Below are 14,067 nucleotides of genomic sequence, written 5' to 3'. Positions count from 1 at the left end.
GGTTTTCATAATACAATTGTCGATTTACGGTGAGGCTTCTCAAGCGCCTGTTGAATCATAGCTTGTGGGCAATCTTTCCAAAATATGTGGGCACTTGCAGAAGCTCTCAATGCATTAAAAAAATCTTCTTGTTTAGGGAACCAGGGCCGTAAAATAGTGAGAAAATCATAATGCGACCTTTGCTTTCTATATTCAGGTTGCTTTTTAGGTAACGGAAGGTAACGGACAAGCTTTTTGATGTTTATATCCCATAAAAAAGTTGTATGGTGTACCCAACGGCCTTTTTGAACGTATTGAGCATTTCCACCTATTTTTTTCTCGCCTAACGTATAATCATTTTCTTGAATTCTAAATGTTTCTGGCAAGATTCTAGCGTATATTGGGTAGGTCCATTGCAAAATATCTTGAGCATGCATTGCAAAATCTGTGTTCATAATCCAAGTAACCACTAGGGTGTCTGCATCGATAAAAACAGTCCCTCCACCAGTATAGCGTCTAAAAATAGAGACATCATCACAACGCGCATTATGCAAATTAACATCATCCTGAATTTTTCTAGATATGCCTAAAACAATTGCGTCAGGAATACCATTATTGATAATACAAAAATTATCTCGTGAATTACGCAATAATGCTTCTTCTATTTGCAATTGTTTGAAAATTGAAGTTCCCTGAAGATCTATTAAAAAACAATCATTGATGAGCATACTTTTTCAAGGCAATCATAAGAACCTGAATATCCGCATTAGCAATACCAGATATTCTAGAGGCAGATCCTATAGTTCGCGGTGTAAATTTCGTCAGCTTCTCTCTAGCCTCTAAACTAAGAGCCGAGATTTGGTTATAATCAAAGCCTTCAGGAATTAACATGTTTTCCGCTTTGGATAAGCTATGAATTAATGCTTTTTGGCGATCTATATAACCAGCGTATTTGATTTCCATCTCTAACGATGCATTCAATATCGGTCCGAGGTCCTGTACATCTTCAGGAAAAGTAGCATGTAAAATTTCATAAGATACTTCTGGGCGACACAATACCTTAGCTAGAGAGACAACTGAGCTACCATAATGCTTGAAAACCTTGGAAAGACGGGCCTTCTCTTGCTCAATAAGTTGCTTTTGACTTTCAAACATCTCGTAACGGTCTTTGGACAATAAACCTAAATCACGACCATAATGAGATAAGCGCATGTAAGCATTATCCTGCCTCAATAACAATCTATGCTCAGCACGCCCTGTAAACATACGATAAGGCTCATCCAATACTTGTGTGGTGAGATCATCTAACATCACACCAATATAAGACTCCTGACGCGAAGGGACAAATGCCGGACGTCCTAGCACCTTATTTACAGCATTAATTCCTGCTACCAATCCCTGAGCAGCGGCTTCTTCGTAACCTGTGGTTCCATTAATCTGACCGCACAAAAAAAGTCCCTCTACTAATTTGCTCTCCATAGTAGGATGAATCACATTGCCGTGAACATAATCATACTCGATTGCATATGCAGGACGTGTAATTACTGCGTTTTCTAAACCACGAACAGAACGAATCATTTCGTATTGGATACGAAACGGCATTGAAGTAGACAGGCCATTAACATAAACCTCCTGAGTATTAATACCCTCAGGCTCTATAAAAACATGATGGCGTTCTTTATCAGAAAACTTAACTATCTTATCTTCTATAGAAGGACAATATCTAGGGCCTACTCCTTCTATCTTACCGCCATAGAGAGCAGAACAGCTTAAATTATGGGATATAATATCTTTCGTCTTTTCGGTAGTATGCGTAATATGACAAGACACTTGAGGCAAAGGAGGAACGAAGGGCTCGCTTCTATGTACAAACCCCACACCAAGATCCCCTGGCTGCTCTTCAGTTACAGAAAAATCTATAGAAGAGGCAAGCAGACGAGGAGGCGTACCCGTTTTTAAACGGCTTAACGGGAACCCTCTTTCTTTCAATGCTGAAGACAATCCATTGGTTGCCGGGTCTCCTAAACGTCCACCAGAAAAATTGCGACTACCTATGTGAATCAACCCTCGCATAAACGTGCCAGAAGACAGGATAACAGTCTTCCCAAGGTAAGACACTCCCTCTTTCGTAGAAACACCAAGAACCCCGCTACTGTTATCAAGCAGAGAATCAACCGTCCCTTGCATGATATGAAGTCCCGAAACATTCTCTAGTAAACGTTTCATATGAACATGGTAAAGCTGCTTATCAACCTGAGCTCTTGGAGCTCGAACCGCAGGTCCTTTTGTCTGGTTCAAAATACGAAACTGTATACCCGAGAGGTCAGTAACTTCCGCCATAATGCCGCCCAGAGCATCAATCTCTCGAACAATATGACCCTTACCTATTCCTCCAACAGCAGGATTACAACTTAACTTGGCAATAGTATCTAGATTAGAGGTCAATAAAAGGACCGAGGCACCCATCTTTGCCGCACAATAGGCCGCCTCACAACCTGCATGCCCTGCCCCAACTACAATAACATCATAACTAATTGGGTGAGTCCACATAAACCAATCAACTATTTATTTTTATGACGATCTCTTCGGCGTCTTTTTTTTCGCTTATGCTTGGCAATTTTTAGTCTTCGTTTTTTCTTAACAGATGACATAGTCTTCTTTATTGTTAGCGTATTAAATAAACATATACGTGACTTATCGTCTCTAACCCGGGAACCGACTAATCTGAATTCTCAAGTCATCACGCGCACCAAATAACCATTGACAGCTTTATCAGCACGCAAATTCAACACGTGTTAAAAGAGACAACACAAGGATGTTACTATAAAGATGTTTTGTGGTCACTAACGATTTTCTGACCATTGGACAGACATCAAAAAATCACAAAACAGATGCCGTTATCAAAGTAATAAGTAGAAAATATCTCTGTAAAGGGAAGAAGAAAGTGACTAAGAAAAAGTGCTCAGAACAAGACTCGAACTTGCACGGGCATAAGCCCAAGGGATTTTAAGTCCCTAGTGTCTACCATTCCACCATCTGAGCGATATCCCTTGCCAAAACAAGGGAAAACTATAAAACGTCCCAAAAGAAACTCAAGAAGAAGCTTATCATACAACAATTTCTAGATCAATGGATTTCAAGTATAAGAATACCAAAAATCTAAATCAGTCTTCTTCTGGAGAACAAGGTGTAGGAAGCTCTTCATCAGCAGCTAAGTTTACTTCCTCGTCCTCTGGAAGAGAGACAATAGGTTCGGCTGATAGCAATGCATTGATAATCTCGCTACTTTCATTAACCAATACATGTAAAGACTCATCTAAATCAGCAGAAGTAACTGATTGACCAGGTGAACCTTGGGAAAACACTTCAGAAATAAGCTTTGAAGGAGGTGGAAGTAAAGAGAACTTCTTATCATCTTCAAGCTTATTTGCCTGCGATTCTTCCCAAATCTCTTCTGTGACAGTATCAATGACTTCCTGAGAAGCACCCGCAGCTTCAGCTATTTCTTTATTATTTTTTCTTCGTCCCTGCTTCTTCTTTTCTTTCCACTTCTCAGATTTACGAGATTCCTTCTTTTCTTTCTTAACGACTGGGGAAGTAGAAGGCTCACTACCCCTGAGCTCTTCACTAACTTCATACTTCTCTTCGACAGGCGCCACTTTCGTCAATCTCATTAGACCTTCTCTACCGCCAGCAATCTTCACTCCTCGATCCAATCCAACAGCTTTGAGATTGATCCTTGTGTCACGAACTTCCATAACTTCATAATCTGCAGCAGGAACAATGAATGGCTTGCCATGGTCACAATTACGGAAAAAACAAGTATTCCCTAAGGAAATAACCTCAATAGCTTCTACAACAAATGGATCTTGCGAAAGGTGCTTCGTATTGCGCACCGATAATTTATATCCTTCCCTGGAAGTAATAACAGTCTCTATAACTGGATCTCTTGTAAAATACACAAATTAAACCTTTTTATTTAGAGCTTTTCGCTACATACTCTAATAAGTCAACTATGCGCGTCGCATAGCCTATTTCATTATCATACCACGCAACTAACTTGAAGAAACGATCTGTTAAAGCGATACCTGCACCTGCATCAAATATAGAAGAATATTCACAACCTATAAAATCAGACGAGACAACTTCTTCATCAGTATAGCCTAGAATTCCCCGTAAATTAGTCTCAGAAGCATGTTTGATAGCTACACAGATATCCTCATACGTAGTAGATGCTGTCAATTTCACTGTCAAGTCAACCACAGACACATCAGCTACAGGCACTCGAAAAGCCATACCAGTCAACTTTCCTTTTAGCTCTGGAAGACATAAAGCAACAGCCTTAGCAGCGCCGGTAGAAGCTGGTATAATATTTTGTAAAGAACCTCTACCACCTCGCCAATCTTTCTTAGAAGGACCGTCTACGACACTTTGAGTGGCCGTAGCAGCATGCACAGTCGTCATGAGTCCTTCCTCTATACCAAAACGATCTAGTAACACTTTGGCTAAAGGAGCAAGACAATTTGTGGTGCAGGATGCATTCGAAATAATCAAATCATTTTTAGGGTCAAATTTATGTTCATTAACTCCCATTACGAACGTAGGAACATTACCCTTTGCTGGAGCAGTGATCACCACTCTCTTAGCACCAGAAGCAAGGTGCTTGGCAGCATCTTCTTCTTTTGTAAATAGCCCGGTGCTCTCAACAACAGCATCAACACCAAGATCTCCCCAAGGTAATTTTTGAACATCACGCTCAGCTAAGAACTGTATCTTTCTCTGACCAACCACTAAACACCCATCTTCATGGGATACTTTGACGTCAAAGCGACCGTGGGTAGAATCATGTTTGAATAGATAAGTAAGAGCATCACCAGAGACTAGGTCGTTAATAGCAACAACTTCTATAGGAGAATTTCTTTTTAGAATTTGTCTTAAAACCAGACGGCCAATTCGCCCAAAACCGTTAATTACTACTCTCATCGCTAATCCCTAATACTCAGTGTTCTTAGAAAAAACAGCCTTAATCGGCTAAAAATTCTATAATACACTTTTGAGCATTATCACCAACCCTATTTTGCGTTTTTAAAATGCGTGTGTAACCACCATTCCTTTCGCTAAAACGAGGACGCAACTCATCAAACAGTTTATTTATCACTAAACGATCTACATTATAAGCTGAAAAATCACCATTCTTAGCTTGTCTAGCCTCTTTACTCGTCAACGCATTATATCGCACCATAAGTTTACCTACAGCTAAACGCCTAGCTGCTAAGGTATTCTTTTTAGCGAGAGTAATTATTTTATCTGCATGACGACGCAACTCTTTGGCTTTAGGCAACGTGGTCTCAATTCGTCCTTCGTGAATTAAAGACTTCAACATATTAGCCAACATACAACGATTATGTGCAGAAGTACGGCCTACTCTAAATTTTTTTCTAGCGTGTTGCATACCCTTCTATCCCTTGGTATTTTTTGACCGAATTCTCTCGGCATACCATTTCATTTTTTCTTTCACATTGTCCAAACCAACACCGAACTGACTAAGATCCATGCCGAGTTCTAGCTTCATCTCTTTCAGCTTATTTTTAATTTCACAAAGAGATTTTTTACCGAAATTTCTAAACTGAAGCAAACGAGGCTCGGCCATAATAACCAATTCCCCAATGGTCTCAATATTTGCATTGGATAAACAATTCGTAGATCTCACAGAAAGCTCGATCTCGTTGATTCCTAGAACCAACTTATGAAGAATATCGTCTTTATTCTCTTTCTCAATAGAAACAGACTCTTCAAAAACTATCTTTTTCTCATCCATTTTCTCAAAAATGGAAAAATGTTTTGTTAAAATCTGAGTGGAAAATGCCAGAGCTTCTTTAGGCGATACCCTACCATCAGTTTCAACTTGCAAAACTAAACGATCAAAATCTGTATCTTGACCGACGCGAGTGTCTTCTACAAAGTAGTTTACTAAAACAACAGGAGAAAATGCAGCATCTAAAACAATCTCATGCGCTCCTTTGTCCTCAAGCACTATTCTCTCCGAAGCGGTATATCCTCTTCCGAAAGCCACCCTTAAAGTAACATCTGCTTGCATCGGCTGCGTAACAGTAAATATCACATGATCAGGATTTACCGCTTCAAAACCGCTCTCTTGCAACAAATTAGCTAAAGTGACAGCTCGCTGACCACCAGCTGCAGCCAAATCAGACGCATCAATAGCTATTTTCGCACGCAACAACTTAGTAGCCCTTCCATCTTCACTGTCTTGAAAAGGATACTTTTTCAACAGAGCGCCCTTTAAATTCAAAATAATATTAGTAACATCTTCTATAACACCGTCTATTGCCATGTACTCATGCAAAACACCGGTCATAGAAAATGAGATAATAGCAGGAGCTTCTAAACTAATTAAAAGCGCCCTTCTTAATGCATTGCCCAGAGTGTGCCCCATTCCTTTTTCCAAAGGCTCTGCTACGAAGCGAGCAACTTTGTCAATTGAACTAGAAACTCCCTCGACAGGCATCATTTTAACTGTCTCAGGCAACTCGAACTTATCGTAAAGTAAATTTTGCGAACTATCTGACATCCCGATCCTCCTCCCTAAAACTAAACTCTGCGCCTTTTTCTTGGCCGACAACCATTATGAGGAACAGGAGTTTCGTCACGGATGACGGAAACTACTAAACCAGCAGCTATTAGAGCTCGAACCGCAGATTCTCTACCAGCTCCAGTGCCTTTCAAACACACTTCAACTTCTTTCAACCCGGAGTTCATGGCAATCTTTGCCGCGTCTTGTGCAGCCACCGTCGCAGCGAAGGCAGATGACTTGCGAGACCCAGAATACCCAACTTTTCCAGCCGAAGCCCAAGAGATCACATTACCTGCAGGATCTGTTATAGATACGATCGTGTTATTGAACGTAGCCTTAACATGAACGACGCCTGAAGGGATGTTCTTTAATTGTTTTCTTTTTACGCCTTTTTTCTGCGCCTGATTTTTAACCAAAACACGTTCTCCTAAACAAAATTATTTCTTCTTACCCGCAACTGTTTTACGCTTACCTTTACGCGTACGAGAATTTGTCTTCGTTCTCTGCCCTCGTACAGGCAATGAAAGTCGATGCCTTTGTCCTCTATAAGAATGGATAGCTATTAATCTTTTAATATCGGATTGTACACGACGTCGCAAATCTCCTTCGACGGCATACTCCGACTGCAAGAGCGAATTGAGACGGCCAATTTCTTCTTCCGTTAATTCGGCAGCTCTTGCATCAGGATTTAACTGCAGCTTAGCAATAATCTCTTTAGAAAGAGCTGGCCCTATCCCATAAATATATGTAAGACTTATTTTTAATTTTTTCTTCGCAGGAATATCAATTCCGATGATGCGTGGCATACGCAGGGCCTCCCTTAAAGTAGTATAAGCATCTTAGGTCAAAAATTGTTATTTTTCAATGTCTTCCTTTCGGACGATCTTTTTTTAAAAAGCTATCATAACGACGCATCAACAAAAAGGCATCGATTTGCTTCATAGTATCTAGAACAACCCCAACAACGATTAGCATCGCGGTGCCACCTAGAAAATAACTAACATTAGAATCTATATGCAAAACTCGCCCCAAAATAGATGGCAAGATAGCAACCACAGCCAAAAAAACTGCGCCGAGAAGAGTAACACGATTCATCGTATATTCTAGATATGTCTGCGTTGGTCTTCCTTGCCGAATACCTGGAATAAATGCGCTATTCTTCTTCATTTCAGAGGCAATTTGCTCTGGATGAAATTGAGTCGCCGTCCAAAAATAGGTAAAAAATATGATAAGTAGTACGTAACATAAAGAGTATACCCATCCTCCAGGAGACAACATCGCTGCCAAGCGCCTAAACCAAGAGGAGTCCGAGGACATAAACTGTCCGATCGTAGCAGGAAACATCAGCAAGGAGGAAGCAAAAATAACAGGGATAACTCCCGCATAATTTACCTTGAGAGGTAAATAAGAACCACCACCAGGAATTTCTCTTCTACCGATTACCCTACGAGCATACTGCACAGGAATTTTTCTTACTCCTTCAATGATGAGAATAGTTGTTACTAAAACCATGACGAAGATACCGCAAAGTAATAACAACGAAACTAATCCCAGTTGAGCAGAATCCTGAGAATGTAAACTCAGCTTATTAAAAATTGATCCTATAACTGAAGGGAAGGAAGCGAGAATACCCAAGCTAATAATCAAACTAACACCGTTACCGATTCCCTTATCAGAAATTTGTTCACCTATCCACATTAACAACAAAGTACCCGTTGTCATAGCAATAACAGTGATCATATAGAAAGCCACTGGAATTCCCAACATCTTAAAAGACAGAAGAGTAGGCAAAACAATTCCCGGGATGACAGCATTCATTTTCAATGCAAACTTTGCAAACAGCAAGGACTGAATAACAGCTAAACCTACGGTAAATAAGCGAGTAAGTCGGCCTATCTTTCTCTTCCCTTGATCAGGAGATTCTCGCATCTCTCTTTGCAGAGATGGCATAAACACTAACAATAACTGGACAATGATAGAAGCAGAAATATAAGGGACCACTCCCAAGGCTATCACAGTCATTTGAGCGAAAGCTCCGCCAGAAAAAATATCTGCTAACTGAAACAAATTTTGGCTAGAGCCTAATAACTGCTTGAAGTAGGCAACAGCACGCTCCCCATTGATCCCTGGAACAGGAATAAACACACCAATCCTGCAAACAGCGAGCAATGTAAAAGTAAAAAACAACCTCTGTCTTAACTCACTAATCGAAAATATCTGTCGTAACGTTGTCATAACTAGGCTCTAACACTTTTATCTTACACCACTAATGAGGTTCTGAACTCCTCGAGACAATACCACGTTAGCATCATTCCAGATAAATGTTTTCCCTAGACTACCCTTGAAGATGACTTTAACTCGAACAGCGTGTTTATCTATAGCCTTCTTTTGTTTCAGAGATTCTAAAGTAATTTCTTCTCCATCATTAAACAAAAGAGCTAAACGTTGAGTAGTAATCTCTTCAACGCATTTGTCAAAACGAGTATGAGAAAATCCCCTCGTAGGTATTCTTCTGTATAAAGGAACCCCTCCCCCTTCGTAACCAAAGCGACGCTTATACCCAGAACGGCTTCCGTCCCCTTTGTGTCCACGACAACTAGTCTTGCCATGCCCAGAAGAAGGCCCTCTACCTAATATCTTTTTTCTTCGCTTACGTGGCGAAGGATCTTGCAATGATTCTAACTTAATCATTTTTAACCGCTCTTCTATTTAAAATATCTTTTCTACTAGTAAGTTCTTTAAGAGCCTTAAAAGCAGCTTTAACCTGGTTCATAGGATTGTTAGAACCTAAGCTCTTTGCAACAATATTTTTGACTCCAGCCATTTCCAAAATTAAACGAATACGGGAACCTGCGACAATACCAGTCCCTGGCTTTGCAGGCTTCAGAAGTAATTGAGCCCCATCATGATGAACAAACACTTCATGAGGGATCGAACCATTCTCTAAGGAATAGATGTTCATCAAATTCTTTCTGGCAGCCTCTCCACCTTTGCGAATAGCGTCAGTTAATTCATTAGCCTTAGCAAAACCGTAACCTAAACGCCCTTTGCCATCACCCACTAAAATAAGAGCCGAAAAGCTAAACTTACGTCCACCCTTAACGACCTTAGCACAACGATTGACAAAAAGAACTTTCTCTTCTAGCTGCTCTTCCTTATGAGAATTCTTTGATAACGTCATCTCTTTAAACCTTCATTAAAACTGTAATCCACCCTCTCTAGCACCATCAGCAACCATAGCAATAATTCCGTGATATCTGAATGGCCCACGATCGAACACAACTCGATCTACTTGAAGGTTTTTCCCTAACTCAGCAATTTTAGCGCCAAGAAGCCTAGCGACATCTTGATTCTTTTTTGTTAACCCAGCAACTTTGCTCGACTTAGCAATAGTTGAGACAGAAGCCAAAGTTTTACCAACAGAATCGTCTATTAACTGTACGTAGATATGTTTATTCGTCTTTACAACAGACAAACGAGGTCTAACAGCAGAGCCCTTCAAAGCTTTACGTACCCTTAAAGCTCTACGTGTTTTCTTTAAAGACTTTTTAAACAACGAACTTTCCATAGCCTAACTTCCCTACACTACTATTTTTTACCTGTCTTAGCAGCCTTTCCAGCTTTACGACGTACATATTCATTCTCGTAGCGAATACCTTTTCCTTTATAGGGCTCAGGAGGGCGTTTAGCACGAATAGTAGCAGCAAATTCCCCTACTAATTGCTTATTAATTCCTTTGACAGAGATTAAAGTATTTTTCTCTACGGATACTTGTAACTCTTCAGGAATTGCTAGCTTCATAGGATGAGACACACCTATTGACAAATCTAAAACAGATCCTTGAACAGCTGCTCTAAAACCAACCCCAATCATTTCAAGACGTTTTTCAAATCCCGTATGTACCCCATGAACCATATTAGAAATTAAAGCCCAATACAATCCCTGCATACGGCTTGGCCGATCAACAACATGAGCTGCTGCACACACAAAAATCTCTCTGTCCTGAATGTTTATCTCAACTTCTTTAGCTAACTTTTGCTTCAGAGAGCCCTTAGGACCTTTTACCAAGATTTCATCATTTTGAATGGAGACCTCTACTCCTTGAGGGAGCACAATAGGGTCTCGAGCTTTACGAGACATTCCTTACCGTCCTATAAAATTCTTTTATCCTGTTACCAAACTAAACAGAGCAACTCACCACCAACATTTTTAGCACGAGCGGCAGCTCCCTCTAGAACACCCTGAGAAGTAGACAATACAGAAATTCCCATGTTACCAAACACGTAAGGAATCTTGTCTGCCGATACATAGACTCTTCTAGAAGGCTTAGATACTCTCTTTAACTGATGTATCACAGGCTTACGATCATCATTATACTGCAAAAACACGCGCATCGTAGACTTGCGGTTCTCTTCTTTTACTAAATAGTGAGCAACGAACCCATGTTGTTTAAGAATTCTTACAATTGCCTCACGCATCTTACTATGTTCTACGTCCACATACAAATGCTCCGCCATTAATGCGTTACGAATGCGTGTCAACAAATCTGCTATAGAATCACTTGTCATGCCCATACCGATTTCTTATCTCCCTTATTGAGCCTTCTTAAAACGCAAACCCATCAACTCTAACAGAGTAGTGCATTCGACATCTGTTCGTGCAGTGGTTACCCAGGTAATATTCATACCCTGAGATCTCTTCACGCGATCTAAATCTACTTCTGGGAAAATTTGCTGATCATCAATCCCTAAAGAGTAGCATCCTCGCCCATCTCCTTTATCCGAAAATCCACGGAAGTCACGAATCCTTGGAGAAACGATGTTACAAAAACGATCCATAAAATCGTACATACGAACACCGCGTAAAGTTACCTTCGCTCCAATCCCTTGGCCTGCACGGAGCTTAAACCCTGCTATAGAATTTCTTGCTTTAGTTACTAATGGTTTTTGCCCAGAAATTAAGGCCAGCTCCTCTAAATGAGCCTGGAATAGGTTTTTATCTTTAGCAGCTTCAGCAAGCCCCATGCTTACGACAATTTTCTTAAGAACAGGGATTTGCATAACATTTTCATAATTAAACTTTTCTTGTAGAGTCTTTCGGATCTCTTCAGTATAGAGTTTTTTTAACCTGCTCATATTAACCCTTTCTCTCTTTTACCAAACGGTATAGTGCGACAGTACCATCAGGAGCCTTGTTCCATAACTCCCGCCCTTTCTCAGTATTTTTGACCACAAGTTTTGCGGGCGCCCCATTTATACTTAAACGAACATTAGAAATATGTATTGGCGCTTCAATACTAATCCTTTTTCCTTTGGGATTTTCCTGACTACGTTTAATGTTTTTAGTACGAACATTAACGCCTTCAACGACGACCTTATCTTTTTCTTTGATAAAAGATAAAACCTTACCCTGCTTACCTTTGTCGTTTCCAGTTATTACGTGTACTGTATCACCAACACAAATGCTACGTCTTTTCATATCTTCTCTTATCCTTAAATCACCTCAGGAGCCAAAGAGCTAATTTTAATAAAACCTCTGTCACGGATTTCTCGTGCTACAGGGCCAAAAATTCGCGTTCCTTTGGGATTGCCTTTATCATCGATAATTACACAGCTATTCGTATCGAATCTTAAAGTAGAACCGTCTTTTCTTTTGATATCTCGACGAGTTCGAACGATTACAGCCTTAACCACGTCGCCTTTTTTTACGGAACTATCAGGCTCAACATCTCTGACAGAACACACGATAACGTCGCCAACTGTAGCATAACGTCTACGAGATCCACCTAAAACTTTAAAACACTTTACCCTCTTAGCCCCGGTATTATCGGCAACTTTTAATTGACTCTCTTGTTGGATCATAATTCTATCTACCCAATGTTGCTAACTAACCTGCCAAACTAACTTACTCGCTCAACAACACGCCATCTCTTCAACTTAGACAAGGGACGAGTTTCTTGAATACGAACCTTATCGCCTTCAGAAAGCTCTAATTCGTTATGCGCATAGTACTTTTTAGAATCACGAACAACTTTAGCGTATTGAGGATGCGAGTACACTCTCTCCACACGAACCACTACAGTCTTTTCCATTTTCAAGGAGACAACCACACCGATTTTAGTCTTTCTAAGACCTCTTAATTCACTAGTCATGGACTCTATCCTTTTTTTCTTGTTTCACTGTTAGAGCTCGAGCGATACTTTTCTTGTACATAGAAAACAGATGTGTTTTTACTGCCTTATTTTCCAAAACAGCCTCTGCTCTCAAAGCAAAAAGAGCTTTTTTCTGTTCATGAATAAACGCATCTAAATCAGCCTCACTCTTTTCTCTGAGTGTAGCTAACAGACTCTTCTTTGCTGTCATACTGTTATACCCTTTCTACCCGCTTAACAAAACGTGTTCTTATTCCTAATTTTGCTGCAGCCCGTCTTAAAGCATCTTGAGCATCTTCCCTTGATACGTTAGCCACTTCAAAAAGTATGCGGCCTGGACGCACCACGGCTACCCAGTGATCCGGAGCCCCTTTACCTTTACCCATGCGTGTTTCAGCAGGCTTTTTTGTGACACTTTTATCGGGGAAAATACGAATCCATACCTTTCCCTTACGCTTTAAGTGTCTATTAATAGCAACCCTACAAGCTTCAATCTGACGGCTAGTTACCCAACCGCGCTCTAGAGTTTGCATTCCAAATTCGCCAAAATCAACAAAAGTAGCGCCTTTACTTAGACCCGCAAATTGCCCCTTTTGTTGTTTACGAAATTTTGTTCGTTTAGGCATTAACATAATAATTCACGTACCCTTGTTTACAACTCTTAAGACACCGCTGCTGGGGCGGTAACATTGGCATTGCTACCAGTCGTAGAAGTTTTTTCTCCAAGATTAATCCAAACTTTTACACCAATAATGCCGTAAGTAGTTTCCGCAGAAGCTGTAGCATAATCAATGTCAGCCCTTAACGTATGTAAAGGAACCCGGCCATTTTTATACCATTCAGAACGAGCGATCTCCGCTCCAGCCAACCTTCCAGAAACTTGGATTTTGACTCCAATAGCACCAGCATCCATAACAGATTGCATAGCCTTCTTCATAGCACGTCTGAAAGAAACCCTGCGCTCAATTTGTCTTGCAATATTGTCAGCGACCAATTTTGCATTTAACTCCGGCCTCTTAACTTCAGCAATCTCTACCCAAACTTCTTTTCCTGTAAGCTTGCGAAGCTCTTCCTTGAGAAGATCTACTTCCGCGCCTTTCTTTCCGATGACTAATCCTGGGCGGGCAGTTTGAATGGTAACCTCAATCTTGCCGCTCATTCGTCTGACCACAAAACCAGCTGCTCCTTGGCAAGAAGGCTTCTTTCTTAAAAATTCTCGAATCTTTACATCTTCAATAAGAAACTTTCCAAATTCTTGCTTATTCCCGTACCACAAGGAACGCCATTTTTTTGTAACAGCTGTACGAAAACCAATTGGACATCCTTTCTGACCCATAACTCTCTC

Annotated in this window: 22 protein-coding genes and 1 tRNA gene; all 23 read right to left on the bottom strand. The window is 40.5% G+C overall.

Annotated features, from left to right (window positions below; translation table 11 throughout):
- Nucleotides 1-5 precede the first annotated feature (5 nt).
- Nucleotides 6-707: a lipoate--protein ligase family protein gene (locus H359_RS00905; RefSeq protein WP_020370837.1), complete on the bottom strand. Its 702-nt coding sequence runs from the start codon at nucleotides 705-707 to the stop codon at nucleotides 6-8.
- Nucleotides 694-2,529 (bottom strand): tRNA uridine-5-carboxymethylaminomethyl(34) synthesis enzyme MnmG, encoded by a 1,836-nt coding sequence (gene mnmG, locus H359_RS00900; RefSeq protein ID WP_020370836.1) that lies wholly within the window; start codon nucleotides 2,527-2,529, stop codon nucleotides 694-696. Before mnmG ends, H359_RS00905 begins: the two co-directional genes overlap by 14 nt.
- Before the next feature lie 11 nt (nucleotides 2,530-2,540).
- A complete protein-coding gene (locus H359_RS05240) occupies nucleotides 2,541-2,630 on the bottom strand; it encodes an AURKAIP1/COX24 domain-containing protein (protein WP_072054076.1) in 90 nt (29 codons plus the stop codon).
- A gap of 308 nt (nucleotides 2,631-2,938) precedes the next feature.
- Nucleotides 2,939-3,021 (bottom strand) — tRNA-Leu (locus H359_RS00895).
- Nucleotides 3,022-3,143: 122 nt separating this feature from the next.
- Complete coding sequence (grgA, locus tag H359_RS00890; protein WP_020370835.1) at nucleotides 3,144-3,941, bottom strand: GrgA family transcription factor; 798 nt, start codon at nucleotides 3,939-3,941, stop codon at nucleotides 3,144-3,146.
- 13 nt (nucleotides 3,942-3,954) lie between these two features.
- Nucleotides 3,955-4,962, bottom strand: coding sequence for a type I glyceraldehyde-3-phosphate dehydrogenase (gene gap / locus H359_RS00885; protein ID WP_020370834.1), 1,008 nt, complete (start codon nucleotides 4,960-4,962; stop codon nucleotides 3,955-3,957).
- A gap of 40 nt (nucleotides 4,963-5,002) precedes the next feature.
- On the bottom strand, nucleotides 5,003-5,431 hold the full coding sequence (gene rplQ, locus H359_RS00880; protein ID WP_020370833.1) for a 50S ribosomal protein L17: 429 nt from the start codon (nucleotides 5,429-5,431) through the stop codon (nucleotides 5,003-5,005).
- Between the two features lie 6 nt (nucleotides 5,432-5,437).
- On the bottom strand, nucleotides 5,438-6,568 hold the full coding sequence (locus tag H359_RS00875; protein ID WP_020370832.1) for a DNA-directed RNA polymerase subunit alpha: 1,131 nt from the start codon (nucleotides 6,566-6,568) through the stop codon (nucleotides 5,438-5,440).
- Nucleotides 6,569-6,588: 20 nt separating this feature from the next.
- The gene (gene rpsK / locus H359_RS00870) at nucleotides 6,589-6,987 is read right to left on the bottom strand and encodes a 30S ribosomal protein S11 (RefSeq protein ID WP_020370831.1); all 399 of its coding nucleotides are present in this window, start codon (nucleotides 6,985-6,987) and stop codon (nucleotides 6,589-6,591) included.
- A 21-nt stretch (nucleotides 6,988-7,008) separates the two neighbouring features.
- On the bottom strand, nucleotides 7,009-7,377 hold the full coding sequence (gene rpsM / locus H359_RS00865) for a 30S ribosomal protein S13 (RefSeq protein ID WP_020370830.1): 369 nt from the start codon (nucleotides 7,375-7,377) through the stop codon (nucleotides 7,009-7,011).
- A gap of 55 nt (nucleotides 7,378-7,432) precedes the next feature.
- Nucleotides 7,433-8,806, bottom strand: a complete 1,374-nt coding sequence (gene secY / locus H359_RS00860) for a preprotein translocase subunit SecY (protein WP_021119546.1) — start codon at nucleotides 8,804-8,806, stop codon at nucleotides 7,433-7,435.
- A gap of 18 nt (nucleotides 8,807-8,824) precedes the next feature.
- Nucleotides 8,825-9,262 (bottom strand): 50S ribosomal protein L15, encoded by a 438-nt coding sequence (gene rplO / locus H359_RS00855; RefSeq protein ID WP_020370828.1) that lies wholly within the window; start codon nucleotides 9,260-9,262, stop codon nucleotides 8,825-8,827.
- On the bottom strand, nucleotides 9,255-9,752 hold the full coding sequence (rpsE, locus tag H359_RS00850) for a 30S ribosomal protein S5 (RefSeq protein WP_020370827.1): 498 nt from the start codon (nucleotides 9,750-9,752) through the stop codon (nucleotides 9,255-9,257). The genes rplO and rpsE overlap by 8 nt, the downstream gene beginning before the upstream one ends.
- A 15-nt stretch (nucleotides 9,753-9,767) precedes the next feature.
- The gene (gene rplR / locus H359_RS00845) at nucleotides 9,768-10,139 is read right to left on the bottom strand and encodes a 50S ribosomal protein L18 (protein ID WP_020370826.1); all 372 of its coding nucleotides are present in this window, start codon (nucleotides 10,137-10,139) and stop codon (nucleotides 9,768-9,770) included.
- Between the two features lie 20 nt (nucleotides 10,140-10,159).
- Complete coding sequence (gene rplF / locus H359_RS00840; protein ID WP_020370825.1) at nucleotides 10,160-10,711, bottom strand: 50S ribosomal protein L6; 552 nt, start codon at nucleotides 10,709-10,711, stop codon at nucleotides 10,160-10,162.
- Nucleotides 10,712-10,743: 32 nt separating this feature from the next.
- Nucleotides 10,744-11,145: a 30S ribosomal protein S8 gene (gene rpsH / locus H359_RS00835; RefSeq protein ID WP_020370824.1), complete on the bottom strand. Its 402-nt coding sequence runs from the start codon at nucleotides 11,143-11,145 to the stop codon at nucleotides 10,744-10,746.
- Nucleotides 11,146-11,163: 18 nt separating this feature from the next.
- The gene (gene rplE, locus H359_RS00830; protein ID WP_020370823.1) at nucleotides 11,164-11,706 is read right to left on the bottom strand and encodes a 50S ribosomal protein L5; all 543 of its coding nucleotides are present in this window, start codon (nucleotides 11,704-11,706) and stop codon (nucleotides 11,164-11,166) included.
- Between the two features lies 1 nt (nucleotide 11,707).
- Nucleotides 11,708-12,049 carry a 50S ribosomal protein L24 gene (rplX, locus tag H359_RS00825; protein ID WP_020370822.1) on the bottom strand — a complete coding sequence of 114 codons (342 nt, stop codon included), beginning with the start codon at nucleotides 12,047-12,049 and terminating at the stop codon, nucleotides 11,708-11,710.
- Nucleotides 12,050-12,063: 14 nt separating this feature from the next.
- Complete coding sequence (gene rplN / locus H359_RS00820; RefSeq protein WP_020370821.1) at nucleotides 12,064-12,432, bottom strand: 50S ribosomal protein L14; 369 nt, start codon at nucleotides 12,430-12,432, stop codon at nucleotides 12,064-12,066.
- A 38-nt stretch (nucleotides 12,433-12,470) separates the two neighbouring features.
- A complete protein-coding gene (gene rpsQ / locus H359_RS00815) occupies nucleotides 12,471-12,722 on the bottom strand; it encodes a 30S ribosomal protein S17 (protein WP_020370820.1) in 252 nt (83 codons plus the stop codon).
- On the bottom strand, nucleotides 12,715-12,933 hold the full coding sequence (gene rpmC, locus H359_RS00810) for a 50S ribosomal protein L29 (protein ID WP_020370819.1): 219 nt from the start codon (nucleotides 12,931-12,933) through the stop codon (nucleotides 12,715-12,717). Before rpmC ends, rpsQ begins: the two co-directional genes overlap by 8 nt.
- Nucleotides 12,934-12,937: 4 nt before the next feature.
- Entirely contained in the window at nucleotides 12,938-13,354 is a 417-nt protein-coding gene (rplP, locus tag H359_RS00805) for a 50S ribosomal protein L16 (RefSeq protein WP_014944718.1), read from the bottom strand.
- A 29-nt stretch (nucleotides 13,355-13,383) separates the two neighbouring features.
- Nucleotides 13,384-14,058 (bottom strand): 30S ribosomal protein S3, encoded by a 675-nt coding sequence (gene rpsC, locus H359_RS00800; protein ID WP_020370818.1) that lies wholly within the window; start codon nucleotides 14,056-14,058, stop codon nucleotides 13,384-13,386.
- Nucleotides 14,059-14,067 lie beyond the last annotated feature (9 nt).

Origin of the sequence: Chlamydia ibidis 10-1398/6 (assembly GCF_000454725.1) — a bacterium.
GTDB lineage: Bacteria > Chlamydiota > Chlamydiia > Chlamydiales > Chlamydiaceae > Chlamydia > Chlamydia ibidis.
This window is presented reverse-complemented; position numbering and strand designations above follow the sequence as displayed.

Coding starts and splice junctions, on each gene's coding strand:
- rpmC (WP_020370819.1), bottom strand. CDS start 12,933: ATGACAGCAAAGAAGAGTCTGTTAGCTACACTCAGAGAAAAGAGTGAG.
- rpsM (WP_020370830.1), bottom strand. CDS start 7,377: ATGCCACGCATCATCGGAATTGATATTCCTGCGAAGAAAAAATTAAAA.
- secY (WP_021119546.1), bottom strand. CDS start 8,806: ATGACAACGTTACGACAGATATTTTCGATTAGTGAGTTAAGACAGAGG.
- rplR (WP_020370826.1), bottom strand. CDS start 10,139: ATGGAAAGTTCGTTGTTTAAAAAGTCTTTAAAGAAAACACGTAGAGCT.
- rpsQ (WP_020370820.1), bottom strand. CDS start 12,722: ATGACTAGTGAATTAAGAGGTCTTAGAAAGACTAAAATCGGTGTGGTT.
- rplO (WP_020370828.1), bottom strand. CDS start 9,262: ATGATTAAGTTAGAATCATTGCAAGATCCTTCGCCACGTAAGCGAAGA.
- rplN (WP_020370821.1), bottom strand. CDS start 12,432: ATGATCCAACAAGAGAGTCAATTAAAAGTTGCCGATAATACCGGGGCT.
- rpsE (WP_020370827.1), bottom strand. CDS start 9,752: ATGACGTTATCAAAGAATTCTCATAAGGAAGAGCAGCTAGAAGAGAAA.
- gap (WP_020370834.1), bottom strand. CDS start 4,962: ATGAGAGTAGTAATTAACGGTTTTGGGCGAATTGGCCGTCTGGTTTTA.
- rpsH (WP_020370824.1), bottom strand. CDS start 11,145: ATGGGCATGACAAGTGATTCTATAGCAGATTTGTTGACACGCATTCGT.
- H359_RS00905 (WP_020370837.1), bottom strand. CDS start 707: ATGCTCATCAATGATTGTTTTTTAATAGATCTTCAGGGAACTTCAATT.
- mnmG (WP_020370836.1), bottom strand. CDS start 2,529: ATGTGGACTCACCCAATTAGTTATGATGTTATTGTAGTTGGGGCAGGG.
- H359_RS05240 (WP_072054076.1), bottom strand. CDS start 2,630: ATGTCATCTGTTAAGAAAAAACGAAGACTAAAAATTGCCAAGCATAAG.
- rpsC (WP_020370818.1), bottom strand. CDS start 14,058: ATGGGTCAGAAAGGATGTCCAATTGGTTTTCGTACAGCTGTTACAAAA.
- H359_RS00875 (WP_020370832.1), bottom strand. CDS start 6,568: ATGTCAGATAGTTCGCAAAATTTACTTTACGATAAGTTCGAGTTGCCT.
- rplE (WP_020370823.1), bottom strand. CDS start 11,706: ATGAGCAGGTTAAAAAAACTCTATACTGAAGAGATCCGAAAGACTCTA.
- rplQ (WP_020370833.1), bottom strand. CDS start 5,431: ATGCAACACGCTAGAAAAAAATTTAGAGTAGGCCGTACTTCTGCACAT.
- rplX (WP_020370822.1), bottom strand. CDS start 12,049: ATGAAAAGACGTAGCATTTGTGTTGGTGATACAGTACACGTAATAACT.
- rplF (WP_020370825.1), bottom strand. CDS start 10,711: ATGTCTCGTAAAGCTCGAGACCCTATTGTGCTCCCTCAAGGAGTAGAG.
- rplP (WP_014944718.1), bottom strand. CDS start 13,354: ATGTTAATGCCTAAACGAACAAAATTTCGTAAACAACAAAAGGGGCAA.